Here is a 17,885-nt window from a genome sequence, read left to right as displayed (position 1 = left end):
TTCATCTCCTAATTAAAAGCATTCATTGCGGCTACAAAATCTTTATCAAGCATCATCTGAACAGCTTGCGTGGCTTTTTGAATACCATCTTCGATAAGTGACTGCTGCTCCTTGGTGAAACGTCCTAATACATAATCCACCACAGGTATTTGGGGATGTTTATCAATACCCACGCGGATACGTTTAAAATTTTGTGTACCTACATGAGCAATAATACTTTTCACTCCATTATGCCCTCCAGCACTTCCACTTTGTCTTAAACGTAACTTGCCTGTTGGCATATCCATATCATCATAAATCACCAGTAAATCATCGACATCAATTTTAAAGAAGTTCATGACTTGACTTACGGCTTCACCTGAATTATTCATATATGTCATTGGTTTGAGTAAAATAATATCTTCCCCTTGATATTTTAATTTGACATATTCACCTTTAAATTTTTTTGTATTTATAGACACATGAAAATCATCTGCTAAACAATCCATAACCATAAACCCAACATTATGTCTTGTTTTCTCATATTCTTTACCTGGATTTCCTAACCCAACGATTAACTTCATATATAACTCCTATCTTACTAATATCGCTAGACAAACTCCATTCACATCTAATTGATGATCTAAAATTTTACCTTTTTCACTATGATATAAAAGTTGGAAACCATCTTCCACTTCAACCTGAAGTGTTTCTAGAGAAGCATTAAAGTATATGATAAAATCCTTATATTCTCCTTCATTTTGATGTAATGAATATTTAATCATACGATGATTAATATTTTCTGTTTTCACATTTTTACGTATCATATCATAACTTCCATATCTAAAACAAGGATTATTTTTTCTAAGGTGAATTAAAAACTGTACAAATTGAGTCGTATCAATTTCCATATCTTTACGATTCCAATCTAATGCATTAACCTGATCACCAGCATTATATGTATTAGAAAGTCCACCTTTTGTTCTAAAGAATTCCTGCCCACTATGCAAGAAAGGAACACCTTGCGATAAAATCACTGCGGCCATCATCAGACGTGAACGTCTTTTTCTAATCTTTTCAGATTCATCATAATTCGAAATCTGTAATTTATCATAACATGTCGCATTATCATGACATTCTACATAATTAATAGATTGTGTAATTTTCGCAAACATATCTAAATTACAAATAGCTTTCATCGCATCATTTGTTTTATACGTATCACCTGAGAAATAACCTTTTGTTTCCATCTGGTTCGTACCTCTTAATGTATCTCTAAAGAAATCATTAAAGAATCCAATATATGGTGTTTTCAAATTATTTTGAATCGTTGTACGCATCTCTTCATCTAAAGCTGTAGGCATATTCCATCCTTCACCATAGACAACAAATGAAGGATCTAAAGCTTTTCCTTGTGCATCTACAAGTTTCATTGTTTCCTGGTCAATGATACCCATTAAATCAAAACGGAATCCATCAATACCATATAAAACCTGCCAGCGTCTACACATATCTAAAATATATTTACGACACATCAGTGCTGTTGTATTTAAATCATTACCACACCATGAGCCATTAGAAAGGCTACCATCTCCATTTCTTCTAAAGAAATAATAAGGCACTGTTCTTTCAAGAGCATTGATATTGACATCATGCATATGATTAAAAACAACATCCATCACAACACGTATGCCTCTAGAATGTAATGCTTCAACCATTCGTTGTGCTTCAGTAATACGCATATAACCATCGTCTGGATCTGTCACATAGCTTCCTTCTGTCACATTATAAGCTAATGGATCATATCCCCAGTTATATAGTTCCAATGGATTCTTTTCATCCACTGTCGCAAAATCAGCAATAGGCATCAACTGTAAATGAGTAATACCTAAACATGATAAATAATCTAATCCCGTTGGATTTCCACTATCTGTTGATGTATTTAATTCTGTAAAAGCTAAAAACTTTCCTTTATTTTTCATCCCACTGGTAGAAGACATAGAAAAATCTCTAACACTTGTTTCGTAAATCACCATATCAGTCATTTTCTCTAAAACTGGTAAATCAAACTGACGACATGGTACTTTTTCTAAATCCACAATAATGCTGGCACGTCCATTTGATGATGAAGAATAAGCATAAGGATCTAAAGTCACTTCATAACTGTTTGTATGTCTGATTAAATAAACATATTGTTCCAATTCTAAATCTTCACAGACTTCAACAAAATAAATACCTTTTTTTTGCCTTTTCATTGGGAACAATTCTGTTTCCCCATTCCATTTCATGACTTTCAAAATGACACCAGTCGCAAGTGGTGCCCAAACTTTGAATGTTGTTTTCTCTTTTGTATATTGATTTCCTAAATCATTATGATCATAAAAATATAATTCATCAAATTCTTCACACATAGATAGTTTGGAAAAATCTAAATAACAGCTTAAACCATAGGCATCAACAACCTTATAAACTTTTCCCATTGTAAAATTGGTATGAAATACATATTCCTGAAATCCGTCCTGACTACTATTATTCAACGAATCTCCATTCAATGGTATCAATTCATCATTTTCAATATTTTTAATATAAAATTGGCTACTAATGCCATTATAATATCCTTTAGATAAGTAAACTCTAATCTCATCAAAAGCAACTGCATAAGCTTTCATCCTTACTGCACTTTCTTCCATATAACCATCCTTTCTCTTTAACACGACTATTAACCATTCCAAGTATAACATAAACAAATCTAAAAAACTATCAAAGAATGTAACCCCTTTACTTTTCTTGTTTAGGTTTGATACTTTATATCAATTGTCATATAAAAAAACAAATATACCTTTCAATAGGTATATCTGCTTTTTATTGATGTTCTATCATCTTCATAGCTTTCATTGCTTCTCTGGCTTTATAGAAACCTTCAGCTATGTTCAATCCATGATCTCCAATTCTTTCAAAATCTGTAAGAATTTTTGTATAGACAACACTGTTCTCTGTTGTACATTTTTTATCTTTTAATCTCTTAAGCTGATTCACTGTAAACTGATGATGTGTCTTGTCTATGTTCTCTTCTATTACATCAACTTTGTCTACAATGCTACTGAACTCATCATAGTTCATGATTCTCAGCTCATCTAGTATATTGACACAAAGACTGCTCATGATTCCTATCTCATCCATGGCTTCATGTGAGAATCGTCTGTCTTCACTTTGAAGTAGCTCGGCCCTTTGGGCTATGTTCACCGCATGATCTCCAATTCTTTCAATATCTGATGATATCTTCATGAATAAACCAATGGCCTGTGATCCTTCTATTGGAAATTCTGTTGAAATCGCATTTGTTGTAAAGTCTACGATATTTTTATTCAAATAGTTAATATATTCTTCATTCTTTTGTAGCTTTTCATATTTGTCTTCCTTGAACTCTATCAAAAGTTCAAATGATTTACGAACATTGTCTATTGCAACATCTAGCATGTTCTGTGTTTCATTGAACAACTGCGTATTCGCAATTGCACTTGTTCCAATATGATAGTCGTTTGTAAAGATACCAAAGTCTAAGTATTTTAACTGCATCTTTCCTTCCAATTCTGGCTTTTCTGGTAAAATAATGAATGATAAATCGACCAGTTTTGTTCCAATTGGTAACAAGATGATTGTTGTCACAACATTAAATACTGTATGTACATTGGCAATTTGTGACACGACATTACCTGGTGTCAATGACTCCATAAACGCAGCAAATGGTGTCAGCATACTAATAATAACAAAGATAATTGTTCCTATAATATTGAATGATAAATGAATAATGGTTGTACGTTTGGCATTACGATTAGCACCAATGGAAGCCAATACAGCCGTAATACATGTTCCAATATTTTGTCCAAATAAAACATAAATGGCAGATGGTAATGTAATAACACCACTCATCGCTAACGCCTGTAAAATACCTACTGACGCTGATGATGACTGAATGATGGCAGTAAAGACTGCACCCACCAAAATACCAATCAATGGATTTTCAAAGTTTGCGACAATATTCGCAAATTCTGGTGAACTTCTTAATGGTGCCATAGCACCAGACATCATTTCCATTCCCATAAATAAAATACCTAAACCAGCAATAATTTCACCAATTGCATCAAGTTTCTTGCTTTTGAAAAAGGCAATCAACACAACCCCAATAAAAGCAATAATAGGTGCCAAAGCTGTAATATCCAAGGCAATCAACTGTCCTGTGATTGTTGTCCCAATATTGGCACCCATGATGACCCATACAGCATTTTTTAATTGCATAAGTCCCGCATTGACAAATCCTACTGCCATAACAGTTGTGGCAGAAGATGATTGCATGATTGCTGTGGTTAAAGCTCCTACCAGCGTTCCTAAAAAACGATTTGTTGTCAATTTTTCCAAAATTGACTTCATCTTATTCCCGGCAGCCAGCTCCAAACCAGTTGACATCATTGTCATCCCATAAAGGAATAAAGCTAACCCACCTAGCATAGAGAATATGTTTGTCAGTTCCATCTCTTCCTCCTATTTACACACAAAACAAACTTAACATAATCCTTACATAATGTAAACATAAATTTTACATAGTTCATTAATAAAATACTGTTATATCAACAAAAAATAGAAATTTGACTTTTTCTTTGTCATTATTAATATAACTATTCGCTATAATATTAAACTGATAAAACATATTCAAATTTATAAATGTTAATCCTCAATCTACTATTCATGGAATCGAATCACATAGATATAGTTAAACATGACCATATTTGCAAAAATGATGATAAATCCTATTAACGATCCTGATCCTATTTTTGTTAAGTATAAATAAGTTATAATACTATACAATATCATTACTACTGTTAAAGAAAATATATGAAATACTTTTGAACTTGGTATCACTATTTCAGTATCTTTACCTTCCTTTATTTTTTGTATCAGTGCAATCACAGATAAAATTGCAACTGGAATTATAAAAATCAAGTCAATTGAATTTAAAAATGATTCTTTAAAGAAATGAAATAGCATGGTTTCTAAACGTACATCTTTCCACCCTAAAATATCAGAATTATATGCTATTATAGTCAATATTATACTTAATATATTGAACAATATTGTAGAAGTATAATATTTCTTTCTTTTTAGAACATACATTTTAACATAAACCTCCCCCCCATTCATTTTAAAATTAACGAATAGAAACGTTTTTATCCATATCCATTGATTATTCTTATTTATATCTTTTAATTAAAGAATACTACATTCATACTGTTGAGATTTTAATAACTCATTTCATTTAATAATATCTCCAGTCAATTTATATTCACACTTTACAAAACACAATTCATCAAGATTTTTTATAATGTTCTTTATTGATAAGTTTTATAAAATCTATAAGATCTAGTTTAGTTTCAGGATATAAGCTGAGAATATTATATGGATCTTCAATTAATAAATTAGAACTTTTAAGAATTTCTATAAACAGAAGTACATCTTTTCTTTGTGTTGAATTATATGTCATTGGAATATCATAAATTGTATTATGTTGAGTTAAAACTTCCATAGTTATTTGTGCAGAATCAAATCGTACTCCTGTAGTAAGTCCATAACATATTTTTATCTTTTTTATATCCGAATATTTAATCAATAATTGTTGTGGTTTTTTTACAATTTTTTCATAAAAACTTAGCAATTGGTAATATATGATTTCTTTATTTCGATTATCAATTGAACATCCATTTTTTTGTGTACCCATTAGTATATATTCAACCATAATCACACCTCCTGATTTAAAAAGAGAATACTATGAAATGGATAATACATTATCTATACTTTTATTATATATATTTTTTAAGAAAAATCTCTTTTACATATATGAAATGCAAAAATGATGCACAGAAGACAAATATATATTCTTTTGCTGTATTAAAAATAAATTCCATATTTTCTATAATCTCCAACCTTTTCAGTCAATTAAAAAAACATAAAAATGTTTTTTTTATATTTCATATGTTTATATATGCTATACTTATTATAGGGAGGAGATGAATATTTATGAAAATAGCAATATTCGATGATGATGTTAAATTCTCTCAAAATCTATCAAATGAATTCAAAAATTATTTTAAAACATTAATTAGCCCAATAGAAATTCGTATAATATCTAATCATTTTTCATTAGATTCTTTTTATGATTTTGATATTGCTTTCATTGATATAGATCTAAATGGTCAAAATGGCATTGCTTTAGCCAAATATATGACTGATATTTCTCCAAAAATTTTAATAATCTTTATATCTTCAAAAGATGAGTTAGTATTTAATGCGCTGTCAGTACCAACTTTTCAATTCATAAGGAAATCAAAATTTAAAGAAGATTGTACCAAAGTATTTAAGCAATTATATAAGCATATTCAAACTTATAACAAAAAAATTATTTTAGAGATAAATGGTAGAAAAACTGTCATAAATTTAAATGAAATTCAGTATCTCCTATCTTTTGGCCGAGATTTATTAATTAAAACAATCTCAACAGATTATATTATTGTTTCTACAATAAAAGAAATGATGATCAAAGTAGAAGAAAAATCATATTATGATTTAATACAAATAAGCAGAAGTCAAATCGTAAATTTAAATTATGTTACTCATATAAAATCCTCAAAAGTTGTATTAAATGATAACTGTGAATATTCAATTGGTAGAAAATATAAATCTACTTTTATTAAAAAATATGAGGAATTTCTTTTACGATGATTGTATTTGATTTTTTAATGACCTTTTTTGAGGATTTTATAATTAGTTATTTTTTAATGATAATATTTAGCAACACAAAAAGATATAGTTTAATTTTCTTTATGACATTCATTACCTTAATTGAAACATTCATTTTAAATAACTATTTTATGAATAATGAATTATTATTCTTTTCATTAGTCATTACTTGGGCAATTTCATTATGTTTTATAAAAAAAAGAATTCATATTCTTTACCTACTATTACCATGTTTAATGATGGGATTATTGCTCATTTCTAATATCAGTTCATTCTATCTTACATCCCTCATTTTTAAAATAAAAATCAATCAAATTAACTTTCATCAAGAATTATTAATAATCGCAATTATTATTTCACGTTGTATTTTTTTCTTAAGTATTGTTTGGTTAACAAAAATAATTGAAAAATTAAAAATAATAGAAATAAACAATAAATTATTTGAATTTAATTCATTTTCAGTATTTATCATTTGTCTATTATCAATTTTAACAACCATAGGTGAAAGTATAGTATATGGAATTTTTGATTACAAAATTTATGTTCTTTTATCTTTGGAATTTGTAATTATGTGTTTTGCATCAGTAAAATTATTTCTAGATATAGTAAAAAGTTATAATCAAAAATTAGAAATTCAATCTCAATTATTACAATCTAACTATACTCGTAAAATGTATTTTGAAACGAATAAATTAGCATATAAACTTTCTGAAGAAAAGCATAATATATATTATATTTTAAAAAAAATAGAAAATATTGCGAAATCACAAAACAATTTTGAAATAATGAATTCTATTCACAATGCATTAGCCAAAATATATAAAACAGATATTCCATATACGTCTAAAAATCCCGTTTTGGATTACATTATGACCAAAAAAATTTGTCAACTTAAATCAGATAAATATGATGTTATATATATTGCTAATATTGACGAAGATATAATATTAAATGATCATCTTTTAATAAAAAATTTAGAAGAATATATTGATATATGTACATTAAATAATCCAAATAAAGAAAATATAAATTTAGTCATTAAGATATATAAGAAAGCTGAATATATTATTTTTAAAATAGAAATTGATTTATTTTTAGATATATCAACTTCAATATTTTTATTTGATGAAAAATCAACACATATAAAAAAAGAGATGATAGATCATCAAGATGATAATAAAACAATTATCAAAGTTTTAATTCAATAAAAACAATCAATATATTGTCTTAAATTTGACTAATAAACAGTTTCATATGTTTTCTTCATTATAATGAATCTAGATAATAATATTAAAAAACACATTTATTATTATCATAAGATTCTTTTTTATTAAAATTAACTCATCTTTCAATATGAATGCTTCGCACTAACTAAACATTTCAGTTTCAAATTTTTATAAAATAAAAAACCAATAAAATAAGTTTGACCTTACTTCATTGGTTTCCATTTTTTTATCTTTTCACTCTATCTAATTTCCAGATATCCTTAACATATTCTTCAATTGTACGATCTGATGAGAAATATCCAGATTTTGCGATATTGACAAGACACATTTTAGACCATCTTGAACGATCACGATATAATTCATCTACTTTTGCCTGAGCTTTTAAGTAAGCTTCAAAATCGGCAAATAAGAAGTATTCATCATTACGATTCATCAATTCATCAAAGATCATTCTGAATTCTTCACGTGATTCATGGAATGTTCCATCAACTAATGAGTCAACAACATGTTTAATACGTGGATCATTATTATAATAATCCCATGCGTTATATTGACCATTCCATCTTAATTCATTAATTTCATTATCTTTTAATCCAAAGATAATCACATTGTCATCACCAACACGTTCAGCAATTTCCACATTAGCACCGTCAAGTGTTCCTACTGTGACAGCACCATTCATCATAAATTTCATATTACCTGTACCACTTGCTTCTTTACCAGCTGTTGAAATCTGTTCAGAAACATCTGCAGCCGGCATAATCTTTTCAGCAATTGTGACACCATAGTTTTCAATAAAGACAACTTTTAAATATGGATTTGTTTCAGGATCATTATTCACAACATCTGCAACACTATTAATTAATTTGATAACTTTCTTTGCAAAATAGTAAGCAGGAGCAGCTTTTGCACCAAAGATAAATGTTCTTGGATAAATCTTAAATTCAGGATTCATCTTCATTTGCTGATATAAATAAATCACGTGCATGATATTTAATAATTGACGTTTATAAGCATGTAATCTTTTGACTTGAATATCAAAAATACTATTGACATCAACTTTAATACCATTGTGTTTATAAATATAATCAGCTAAAACTTGTTTTCTTTGTTGTTTGACATTGTAGAATTTACCTTGAACAATAGAATCATCAACATAATCCATTAGTTTTTCTAATTCTTCTGGATGTTTAATCCAATCATTTCCAATTGTTTCATTTAATAATGATGATAATTCAGGATTTGAATAAGCTAACCATCTACGATGTGTAATACCATTTGTTTTATTGTTGAATTTCTTTGGATATAAGAAATAGAAATCTTTCATTTCCTGTTCCATTAAAATTTGTGTATGAAGTCTAGCAACACCATTAACACTAAAACTTCCTACAATTGCAAGATGAGCCATATGTACTTGTCCATCTTTTAAAATCATAACACGATTTAATAAATCTTCATCGTTATCACTGATATGTTTTACATATCCAATAAATCTTCTATTGATTTCTTCGATAATCTGATAAACTCTTGGAAGTAATGCCTGCATTGTTGAAATTGGCCATTTTTCCAATGCTTCTGATAAGATTGTATGATTTGTATAGGCACATGTTTGTGTTGTAATATGCCATGCTTCATCCCAATCCATATCATATTCATCAATTAGGATTCTCATCAATTCAGGAATCACCAATACTGGATGTGTATCATTTAACTGAATAACATTCTTTTCATGGAAATTAGATAATGATGGATAAACTCTTAAATGATTTTTAATAATAGCACGTAATCCTGCTGATACAAAGAAATATTGTTGTTTTAAACGTAATGTACGTCCAGCAAGTGTTGAATCATCAGGATATAATGTCTGACAGATATCTCTGACTTCTTGAGCATATTGTCTAAAATCTTTATTAGATGGAATTTCATCACTTGGTTCTGAAGACCATAAACGGAGTGTATTTGTGACAGTTGTATCATTACCAACAATTGGCATATCATAAGGAACAGCCTTGACACATTCAGCATCGATATGATCCCATTTTCCAGTTTCTTCATTCCATACAACACGTCCCCAGAATTTAACATCAACAGCATGTTTAGGTTTTCTCACTTCCCACATATTTCCTAATTTTAACCATTGATCAGGAACTTCAACTTGATATCCATTTTCAATTTTCTGTTTAAATAAACCATATTCATAACGAATTGTATTTCCAAATGCTGGATAAGAAAGTGAAGCTAATGAATCCATGAAGCAGGCAGCAAGTCTTCCTAAACCACCATTTCCAAGTCCTGCGTCAGATTCTAATTCTTCCAAATCATGGATATTAATTCCATAATCTGCTAATCCTTCTTTGGCAATCTCATAAATACCTAAATTCATCATATTGTTTACCAATAAACGGCCAATCAAAAACTCCATAGAGAAGTAATGAACTTGTTTTTGGTAATTTGTTTTTGTAGCCATTTTTGTCATAGCCCAATTGACAGAAGCATAATCACGAACCATTCTTTCAAGTGTCATGAACTTTTCTGTAATGTGTGATTCTTCTACTGTACGTCCGTAAGATTCAATAATTCTTCTTGAAAACTCATATTTAAATTCTTCTTTTGTCTTAAACATATCTCGTCTCCCTCAACTATTTTCTCTTCAATTCAAATATCATACTCGAAAATGGTGCAATGTCAACCAAAATTGAATTTTCTTTGTTGACAGCGTGTATTTTTTGTGATTTGATAGCACGTTTATTCGTGAAATTGCTTCCTGTATAGTAGTCTGTATCCGTATTAATAATCTCTTTATAAGTTCCTGCTACGGGAACTGGAATACGATAACCATGATGTGTATTTCCTACAAAGTTCATCACGCAGACAAGCACTTCCCCATCTGGTGCATAACGTGCATAAGCAAAGACACTTTGTTTCATATCATCAACAACGAGCCATTCAAATCCTTCTGGATAATAATCATACTGATATAAAGCAGGATGTTTTAAAATCAGATGATTTAAGTCATGAAAATATCTATGGAAAGAATCATGTTGTGGGAATTTCAATAATACCCATCCTAAAGCTTTCTTTTCATCCCATTCTTTATATTCAGCCAGCTCATTTCCCATAAAGTTCAATTTCTTACCAGGATGTGTCATCATATATAAATACAATGACTTACATTGCGCAAACTTCTGGTCATTATTTCCCCACATTTTATCTAGAATTGTTCCTTTACTATGAACCACTTCATCATGTGAGAATGGTAAAATATAATTTTCACGATAGAAGTACATCATAGAGAATGTAAGTTTATTATGGACATCTGGATACTGTCGATAAATTGGATCCTTTTTAAAATAAGCCAATGTATCATTCATCCAACCTAAATCCCATTTATAATCAAATCCTAATCCTCCAGATTGTGGAGCTGTTGTAACATTTGGATAATCTGTTGAATCTTCCGCAATCAACATGACACCTGGGAATAATCCATTCATATGTGAATTCATACGTTTCATGAATTCAATAGCGCCATCATTAACGCCACGTTCCTTATTTCCTTTCCAGTAAATCAAATTACTGATTGCATCAAAACGAATACCATCAACATGGAAGTAATTTGCCCAGAAATGAACAGAAGACATCAAGAAACTACGAACTTCTTCTCTTCCTAAATCAAAATAACAGCTATCCCACTCCGTATATCTTAAATTAATATCAGGATATTCATAAACAAAACCACCATCAAACTGATGTAACCCATGTCCATCTTTTACAAAGTGTGCTGGAACAAAATCCATAATGACACCAATGTTATTTTTATGGCAGGCATTAATAAATGCCATTAACTGTTTTGGATTTCCATAACGGCTTGTTGCACTAAAATAACCTGTTGCCTGATATCCCCATGAACCATCAAATGGGAATTCAGTCAATGGCATCAGTTCAATATGTGAAAAACCATTTTCTACAACATAAGGAATGATCTGATCAATCATTTCTTCATAGCTGTAATATTCACCATCTTCTTCATCTGTAAAATCTTTTTTCATTTTCCATGAACCAATATTGGCTTCATAGATATTTAAAACTCTTTCAAAATTCTTTGTACGTTTATTTAACCAGCGTTTATCAGCCCATCTAAAGCCATCAATTTTATAAACTTTAGACGCTGTTCCCGGTCTTAATTCACTAAAGAAAGCATATGGATCTGCACGATCAACCCAAGATCCATTGGGTGTTTCAATACGATATTTATATGTATCGTATTGTTTGATTTTTGGAATAAATAAAGTATAAATACCCCCATCAGTATATTTTTCCATATAATGATTTTCACCATTCCATTGATTAAAATCACCAACAACCTGCACACTTCTTGCATTTGGAGCATAAACGGTAAATCTTACACCCTTTTGTCCATCTAATTCCTCAAAATGCGCACCAAAAACTCTATACATCTCTAAACAATTTCCCTCATGGAAAAGTTGTATCAAAAAGTTATCCAATTGTGCCATATTAAAACCCCTTTCATAGTTTTTATTATACATGAAAACGCTTAAAAAAGCACCCATTATTTGTCAAATGAGGATTTTCAATGAGCTTCTATCTCCTATTTTCTATGATGTTTTCTACATATATTGAATATAAAAAAAGACAGATTATTCTGCCTCTTTGATAAATTCAATAACGTCATTAGGTGTACAATCTAATGCTTCACATATTTTTTCTAAAGTATATGTTGAAATACCCTTTCCATGTTTAATATTATGGATTGTTCTTGAATTAATTCCATATTGATGGATAAGGGCATATGTTGTTATAGATTTTTCCTTCATTGTCTTAAATAATGGTGCATAACTAATCATCCTATCACAGCCTCTATTTTATTATGCCCATTTCTTAAGATTATGAATATATTGAAAAATGTAACTATAATGACATGTACTAACCTTCTGTCAATGAAAAAGTATGACTCAAAAATGCTTCTTCTCTCTTCAAATCATACTTCTTGTTTGAATATTATTTGACAATAACTTCACTGACATCTTTCAATAAAATAGAATATGTTCCATCTTCCTGTTTCACTTTTTCTACCTTATTTCCAGATAAGTATTCTTCTATTGGTAAGCTAATTTCAATATCATCATCTAACACTAGCTTACATTTATCCATTGATGTTAAAGATAAGCTTTCAATACGATCTTCTTCATCAATGCCTAAATCTTTCATCATGATTTCACTTTCTTCCTGTGCCTGACCATCAGATTCCAATACTTTTTTCACAATTTCTAATGGTTTAACAGGTTGATTTGTATCAATTCTTTCCTGAATTTCATGCTTCATTAAAGGTAAAGCTTTTCCATCATTGACATTATAAATATCATCCATCTTTTTCACAACTTTTTTCATTGTTGACATTTTTTGTTTATCCGTCAACTTTTCTTCACCTTTAATCCACTGTGCATTCAAATAGAAATCCATTCTTCCATCAATCATATATTTCTTTTCAATTAAAAATAATTTTTTAGCATCCACATTCACAACAATCGCTTCATCTACAGGAGAACCCATTGTTGGTAAAACCTGTTTTTTGGTAATACGAATGTTTTCTTCATCAATCACACTCATAGGAATATAACGATAGTTGAGCTTTAAGGCTGCCACATATCTTTCCCCATTTTTATAACAATCCACAAACAGCACATTACTGTTAGGCATTTCTTCTATAACTGAACCTAACGCAAATAACTTGTCCGTCATTTCATGTGCCTGTTTGATAAATTCTTCATCACTTTCAATCATCTTGTCACTTCTTAACATCATTTCATGTAAAGAACCAACTGTTAATTCTTTGAGTGAAGGAGAATTTAAAGCTTTTTCTACTTTCTTACGATAATAATCAATAGATGTTTCATTCATATCGACAAAGTCAGTAGAATGATAAATCTTACGATGTTCAAAATCTAACATATGCATTAAAATTTTATTTATGACTATTGTATTCATCTTACCACCCGCCAAGATTATAACATATTTCTTTATCTATGACATTAAATACTTTATAATAATCTCGAGGTGAAATAATATGAAAATTGTCATTGCCCCAAGTAAAACAATGAAATATCAAAAGATTCCTTTTGTTGGTAGTGAACCTTTATTTCCAGAAGAAACACAATATCTTACAAACATTTTAAAACAATATAATGATGAACAGTTATGTCAGCTCATGAAAATATCTTATAAACAGGCGACTCAAGTGTATCAGTATTTTCATGAAGAACAGACTGCTCATCCTGCTTTAGCTTTTTATCAAGGAACTGTTTTTAAACAACTTGAATTAGCATCTTACATAAATCATCATGATTATCTCTTAGAACATTTACGTATTTTAGATGCTTACTATGGTGTTTTAAAATACAATACTTTGATAACCCCTTATCGTTTAGATATGACAATGAAACCTGATCATATCAACTTATATGATTATTGGTATACACCTTTATATCAACACTTTGAACAAGTTGATTTCATTATTTCTTTAGCATCTAAAGAATTTACCAATATGTTAAGACATCCTCATATCTATTTTATAGATTTCATGATCAATGATCAGGGGAAAATGAAAAGAAACGCCATGATTATTAAAAAAGCCCGTGGTCAGATGTTAAATCAGATGGTCTTAAATGAAATTTGTACATTAGATGAATTGAAAACACTCAATATTGATGGTTTTACATATCAGCCAGATTATAATCAAGAAGGTACTTTAGCATTCGTCAAAGTACTATAATATAAAAAGGAAGATTGTTATGTTAAAAAGTGAAAAAGTTATTGTTATTGGGATTGGATCTTTTATAGGGTTGTTTATCTTGAACTCTTATTTTTTATCTTATATTTTATCATTTCTTGTGATAGGTGGAGATGATTATGTGCTTTCATATATGATGCCTATATATAGTGGTATTGCACTGATTGGAGCTATTATCATCTGTTGTAGCTACATCATTGTCAAAAAAATAAATCAACTAAGAGAGGAAAGAAACAAATGATTACCATTCGTCATGAAGAGAAAAAAGATTATATGACAGTAGAAAATGTTATCAGGCAATCCTTTTATAACGTTTATATGCCTGGATGTTATGAACATTATTTAGCACATATCATTCGTGATCATGAAGATTTTATTCATGAATTAGATTTTGTTTTAGAAAAAGATGGAAAAATTATTGGGAATATCATGTATACCAAAGCAAAGCTTATAGATGAAAATAAAAATGAAAAAGTTGTTCTCACTTTTGGTCCTGTCTGTATTTTACCTGAATATCAAAAACAGGGTTATGGAAAAAGACTGATTGAACATTCAATGAAAGAAGCCTATCAGCTTGGATATGATACTATTGTCATTTTAGGCAATCCTGGAACTTATGTTCGTTTGGGATTTCAAAGCTGTAAAGATCTTCATGTCAGTCTAGAAAATGGAAAATATCCAACAGCATTGCTGGTGAAAACTTTAGTTCCTCATGTTTTAGATCATCACTCATGGACTTATTATGAAAGCCCAGCTATGGCATTTGACCCACAAGTTGCGAAAGCTTTTGATGATTCCTTAGAAAAAATGGAAAAGAAACATCTTGCCAGTCAAGATGAATTTGCGATTATCAGTCGCTCATTTATAGAATAAATATGCAAGTTACCGTGACTATTGATCGTCCTATGGGCAGTTTTCACCCTCAACATAAAAATCTATATTACCCTATTAACTATGGATACATTGAAGGAATCATAGGTGGTGATGGAGAATATCAAGATGCCTATGTTATTGGTGTTGATATACCTTTATCTCATTTTACAGGAAAAGTCATTGCCATTATTCATCGTTTCAATGATAATGAAGATAAATGGGTTATTGCTCCTATATCAAAAACCTATACAAAAAAAGAAATAGAACAATATGTCTATTTCCAAGAACAATTCTTTGAATATGAAATTGAAATGATGATTTCACATTTCTAACGACTTTCTATGAGAGAAGTCGTTTTTACTTTACTAAATAATGATATTGCATACCTTTACGAATATCTTTTGAAGGCTGTCCTAATTTTTCTAAGATTGTATAGGCAAATTCCAAAGCAGCGGCAGGTCCACGTCCTGTAATCATATTCTGATCACAGCATACTAATACATCCTGATAAATCCCTGAAGGAATTTCTTTTTCAAATCCTGGATAACAAGTGAATTTCTTATTGCTTATGACATTGGCTTTTTCTAATGAAATAGGCCCTGCACAAATGGCTCCAATCCATTTTCCCTGTTCATTAAAACTTTTTAAAATATCTATCACTCTTTGATCATCACGAAGAGATGTCGCTCCAGGTAATCCTCCTGGCAAAACAACAATATCCACATCATAAACACTTTCATCAAACAACTGATCCATTTTGACTTCTATACCATGTGAACTTTTAACACTCATTGCATCCATTCCAACCATTAGACATGTCAATTGTGCTCTTCTTAACACATCAACAACACTTAATGCTTCTAATTCTTCAAAACCATCTTTAAATAAAACAGCTGCTTTCATCTTCATTCCTCCTTTGATTCTTTTCTTTATTTTAACATATTTTTTTAAATAAACAATGAACTACACTTTTATAAGCAATTATGTTATGATTATAACCATAAAAGAAGGTGAACCTATGATTGACAAAAGTCAAATAGTCAAAAAAAATAAAACAATTTTTTATTTAACATATGCCATTTTACTGGCTTTTGTTGTTTTTAATTATGAAACTGTTTTTGCTATACTCAGTGATATCTTAGCACTTGCGACACCTTTATATATCGCTATTATTATCGCTTTTATTTTAAATATACCTATGCGTAAGATTGAACATTTGTATGGTAAAAAGATCAAACGTAAAGGACTGAAAAGAGGTTTAAGTATTGCAACAACATTAATATTGGCTGTTATCTTGATTATTCTCTTTTCAGCATTTATTATTCCTAGACTTGGTGAAAGTATTGCCTTAATTATTACAAATATTTTTAATTATGCTGATCGTCTCGTCACAATGATTAATGATGCCTTAGCTCATTTCCATATCAATTATGCGATTAATTATGAATCTATTCAACAGGCTCTGACAAGCCTTGATTTGAATCATTTGCTTTCTCAAAGTGGTAATATTTTAGGGAATGCTGGAATTCATCTTATTTTTCAATCTATTGGTATCTTTGGTGTTTTTATTAATGCGATTACATCTTTTATTATGGCTATCTATTTACTGGCCAATAAAGAAACGCATTTAAGACAATTAAAGAAAATTGTGACTTTCTTATTTGGATATCATCGTTCATTGGTGATTTTTGATATTGGTGCCGAAGCCAATCATTATTTTAATGGTTTTGTTTCTGGTCAGCTGTTAGAAAGCTGTATTTTAATGTTTTTAATGTATGTCGGCTTTAGAATAACAGGCTTACCTTTTCCAGAGTTGATTGCCTTTATTATTGGTATTTCCAGTCTTATTCCAATGTTTGGAGGTTATTTTGGATTTGCGATCAGTTTTATTTTAGTATTAGCTATTAACTCTACACAAGCTATTATCTTTACAATCTGCTTTGTGATTATTCAGCAATTTGAAGCCAATATTATTTATCCTCGTGTTGTAGGCGGAGCTGTTGGTATTTCTGGATTATATGTCTTATTATCATTAGTTATTTTTGGAAACTTATTTGGATTCTTTGGATTATTAATTGCGGTTCCAAGCATGGCCTTAATCTATGCTGTAGGAAGTCGCGTTGTTAATATTTCATTATATCGTAAACATATTGAAATCACAGATAAAACGATTAAAAAATTTGATGAGTAAAAACGGACATTTTGTCCGTTTT

17 protein-coding genes are annotated in these 17,885 nt (G+C 29.7%); 7 read left to right on the top strand and 10 right to left on the bottom strand.

The window, feature by feature from the left end; translation table 11 throughout:
• Window positions 1-8: 8 nt before the first annotated feature.
• The 5 genes from pth to B5E48_RS05225 all read right to left on the bottom strand — a co-directional run bounded on the left by pth (window position 9) and on the right by B5E48_RS05225 (window position 5,767).
• Complete coding sequence (gene pth / locus B5E48_RS05245) at window positions 9-563, bottom strand: aminoacyl-tRNA hydrolase (protein WP_087304328.1); 555 nt, start codon at window positions 561-563, stop codon at window positions 9-11.
• 9 nt (window positions 564-572) lie between these two features.
• A complete protein-coding gene (gene pulA, locus B5E48_RS05240; RefSeq protein WP_087244337.1) occupies window positions 573-2,669 on the bottom strand; it encodes a type I pullulanase in 2,097 nt (698 codons plus the stop codon).
• Between the two features lie 172 nt (window positions 2,670-2,841).
• A complete protein-coding gene (locus tag B5E48_RS05235; protein WP_087304327.1) occupies window positions 2,842-4,509 on the bottom strand; it encodes a Na/Pi cotransporter family protein in 1,668 nt (555 codons plus the stop codon).
• Between the two features lie 207 nt (window positions 4,510-4,716).
• The gene (locus tag B5E48_RS05230; protein ID WP_087304326.1) at window positions 4,717-5,148 is read right to left on the bottom strand and encodes a hypothetical protein; all 432 of its coding nucleotides are present in this window, start codon (window positions 5,146-5,148) and stop codon (window positions 4,717-4,719) included.
• A 193-nt stretch (window positions 5,149-5,341) separates the two neighbouring features.
• Window positions 5,342-5,767, bottom strand: coding sequence for a hypothetical protein (locus tag B5E48_RS05225; RefSeq protein WP_087304325.1), 426 nt, complete (start codon window positions 5,765-5,767; stop codon window positions 5,342-5,344).
• Between the two features lie 281 nt (window positions 5,768-6,048).
• Between B5E48_RS05225 and B5E48_RS05220 the strand changes: the two genes are divergently transcribed.
• Window positions 6,049-6,750 carry a LytR/AlgR family response regulator transcription factor gene (locus B5E48_RS05220; RefSeq protein ID WP_087304324.1) on the top strand — a complete coding sequence of 234 codons (702 nt, stop codon included), beginning with the start codon at window positions 6,049-6,051 and terminating at the stop codon, window positions 6,748-6,750.
• Complete coding sequence (locus B5E48_RS05215; protein ID WP_087304323.1) at window positions 6,747-7,976, top strand: hypothetical protein; 1,230 nt, start codon at window positions 6,747-6,749, stop codon at window positions 7,974-7,976. The genes B5E48_RS05220 and B5E48_RS05215 overlap by 4 nt, the downstream gene beginning before the upstream one ends.
• A 244-nt stretch (window positions 7,977-8,220) precedes the next feature.
• Here B5E48_RS05215 and B5E48_RS05210 read toward each other — a convergent pair whose 3' ends face one another.
• From B5E48_RS05210 to B5E48_RS05195, 4 genes are all read right to left on the bottom strand, one after another.
• Window positions 8,221-10,617, bottom strand: a complete 2,397-nt coding sequence (locus B5E48_RS05210) for a glycogen/starch/alpha-glucan phosphorylase (RefSeq protein ID WP_087304322.1) — start codon at window positions 10,615-10,617, stop codon at window positions 8,221-8,223.
• 16 nt (window positions 10,618-10,633) lie between these two features.
• The gene (gene glgB / locus B5E48_RS05205; RefSeq protein WP_087304348.1) at window positions 10,634-12,505 is read right to left on the bottom strand and encodes a 1,4-alpha-glucan branching protein GlgB; all 1,872 of its coding nucleotides are present in this window, start codon (window positions 12,503-12,505) and stop codon (window positions 10,634-10,636) included.
• Window positions 12,506-12,649: 144 nt separating this feature from the next.
• Window positions 12,650-12,856 carry a helix-turn-helix domain-containing protein gene (locus B5E48_RS05200; RefSeq protein WP_087245696.1) on the bottom strand — a complete coding sequence of 69 codons (207 nt, stop codon included), beginning with the start codon at window positions 12,854-12,856 and terminating at the stop codon, window positions 12,650-12,652.
• Between the two features lie 154 nt (window positions 12,857-13,010).
• Complete coding sequence (locus tag B5E48_RS05195; protein WP_087304321.1) at window positions 13,011-13,997, bottom strand: nucleoid-associated protein; 987 nt, start codon at window positions 13,995-13,997, stop codon at window positions 13,011-13,013.
• A gap of 79 nt (window positions 13,998-14,076) precedes the next feature.
• Here B5E48_RS05195 and B5E48_RS05190 point away from each other — a divergent pair, with 79 nt between their 5' ends.
• From B5E48_RS05190 to B5E48_RS05175, 4 genes are read left to right on the top strand one after another with little or no spacing between them, the layout of a single operon-like run.
• Complete coding sequence (locus B5E48_RS05190; RefSeq protein ID WP_087245692.1) at window positions 14,077-14,781, top strand: YaaA family protein; 705 nt, start codon at window positions 14,077-14,079, stop codon at window positions 14,779-14,781.
• Between the two features lie 19 nt (window positions 14,782-14,800).
• Window positions 14,801-15,040, top strand: coding sequence for a hypothetical protein (locus B5E48_RS05185; protein ID WP_087304320.1), 240 nt, complete (start codon window positions 14,801-14,803; stop codon window positions 15,038-15,040).
• Entirely contained in the window at window positions 15,037-15,672 is a 636-nt protein-coding gene (locus B5E48_RS05180; protein ID WP_087304319.1) for a GNAT family N-acetyltransferase, read from the top strand. The genes B5E48_RS05185 and B5E48_RS05180 overlap by 4 nt, the downstream gene beginning before the upstream one ends.
• A 2-nt stretch (window positions 15,673-15,674) precedes the next feature.
• Window positions 15,675-16,004, top strand: a complete 330-nt coding sequence (locus tag B5E48_RS05175) for an inorganic diphosphatase (protein WP_087296850.1) — start codon at window positions 15,675-15,677, stop codon at window positions 16,002-16,004.
• Window positions 16,005-16,029: 25 nt separating this feature from the next.
• Here B5E48_RS05175 and B5E48_RS05170 read toward each other — a convergent pair whose 3' ends face one another.
• Window positions 16,030-16,575: a DJ-1 family glyoxalase III gene (locus B5E48_RS05170; protein ID WP_087304318.1), complete on the bottom strand. Its 546-nt coding sequence runs from the start codon at window positions 16,573-16,575 to the stop codon at window positions 16,030-16,032.
• A gap of 115 nt (window positions 16,576-16,690) precedes the next feature.
• Between B5E48_RS05170 and B5E48_RS05165 the strand changes: the two genes are divergently transcribed.
• Window positions 16,691-17,863 carry an AI-2E family transporter gene (locus tag B5E48_RS05165; protein WP_087304317.1) on the top strand — a complete coding sequence of 391 codons (1,173 nt, stop codon included), beginning with the start codon at window positions 16,691-16,693 and terminating at the stop codon, window positions 17,861-17,863.
• Window positions 17,864-17,885 lie beyond the last annotated feature (22 nt).

Source organism: Massilimicrobiota sp. An105 (assembly GCF_002161155.1).
GTDB lineage: Bacteria > Bacillota_I > Bacilli_A > Erysipelotrichales > Coprobacillaceae > Allocoprobacillus > Allocoprobacillus merdigallinarum.
This window is presented reverse-complemented; position numbering and strand designations above follow the sequence as displayed.